Source organism: Aeromicrobium sp. PE09-221 (genome assembly GCF_002174305.1).
GTDB lineage: Bacteria > Actinomycetota > Actinomycetes > Propionibacteriales > Nocardioidaceae > Aeromicrobium.
The window spans coordinates 1-931 of sequence record NZ_MIJB01000056.1; the positions used below are offsets into that span (position 1 = coordinate 1).

Below are 931 nucleotides of genomic sequence, written 5' to 3' on the forward strand. Positions count from 1 at the left end.
TGTTGGGGGCTGGGCACGGAGGGGAGACGAGGCCGGGTGCGGGTGGCGGCCGGGGACTCGCCGCGACGGGCCGGGTGACGAGGGAACCCGGCGCCGACGGGCTTCGCGCCCGGCCGGAGAGCGAAGCCCTGCTTCGACGTGCCGAGCGGCTGGTTGCGACCGGCCGGTTCCCGTCACCCGAGGGCGAGATGCCGCCGGTCCCCTGGCCGCCGTTCTGAGGACCTCCAGCGACCCGCACGGTACCGTGATCCGGTGAGCAGCAGGATCTTCATCATGAGCTTCGCGTCCGTCTACCCGCTCTACCTGGCCAAGGTCGAGCGCAAGGGCCGCACGAAGGCCGAGCTCGACGCGGTGATCGAGTGGCTCACCGGATTCGACGACGGCGAACTGCAGCGTCATCTCGATGCGGAGACGACCTTCGAGGAGTTCTTCGCCGATGCCCGACTGACCCCGCACGCCTCGCTCATCACGGGCGTGGTGTGCGGGGTCAGTCGGGCATCGGCGAAGAACTCCTCGAAGGTCGTCTCCGCATCGAGATGACGCTGCAGTTCGCCGTCGTCGAATCCGGTGAGCCACTCGATCACCGCGTCGAGCTCGGCCTTCGTGCGGCCCTTGCGCTCGACCTTGGCCAGGTAGAGCGGGTAGACGGACGCGAAGCTCATGATGAAGATCCTGCTGCTCACCGGATCACGGTACCGTGCGGGTCGCTGGAGGTCCTCAGAACGGCGGCCAGGGGACCGGCGGCATCTCGCCCTCGGGTGACGGGAACCGGCCGGTCGCAACCAGCCGCTCGGCACGTCGAAGCAGGGCTTCGATCTCCGGCGGGGCGAGCAGCTCGGGGGGGCGCGTTCCCTCGTCACCGCCCGGAGAGGCGAGAACCCGGCCGACACCCCCCACCCCGCCCCCGGGCAGGGGCCCGCCCCTCATCCCC

Annotated in this window: 1 protein-coding gene and 3 pseudogenes; 2 read left to right on the forward strand and 2 right to left on the reverse strand. The window is 70.6% G+C overall.

Features of this window, described 5'->3' with window-relative positions; all coding sequences use genetic code 11:
- Positions 1 to 218: pseudogene (locus BHE97_RS20875) on the forward strand (hypothetical protein); the annotation flags it as partial.
- Positions 219 to 252: 34 nt separating this feature from the next.
- Complete coding sequence (locus BHE97_RS19180) at positions 253 to 540, forward strand: DUF2200 family protein (RefSeq protein ID WP_236757802.1); 288 nt, start codon at positions 253 to 255, stop codon at positions 538 to 540.
- Here BHE97_RS19180 and BHE97_RS19185 read toward each other — a convergent pair.
- A pseudogene (locus BHE97_RS19185) lies at positions 507 to 662 on the reverse strand (DUF2200 family protein); the annotation flags it as partial. The gene BHE97_RS19180 and the pseudogene BHE97_RS19185 sit on opposite strands and share 34 nt — an antisense overlap.
- 55 nt (positions 663 to 717) lie before the next feature.
- A pseudogene (locus BHE97_RS20880) lies at positions 718 to 931 on the reverse strand (phosphatidylinositol kinase); the annotation flags it as partial.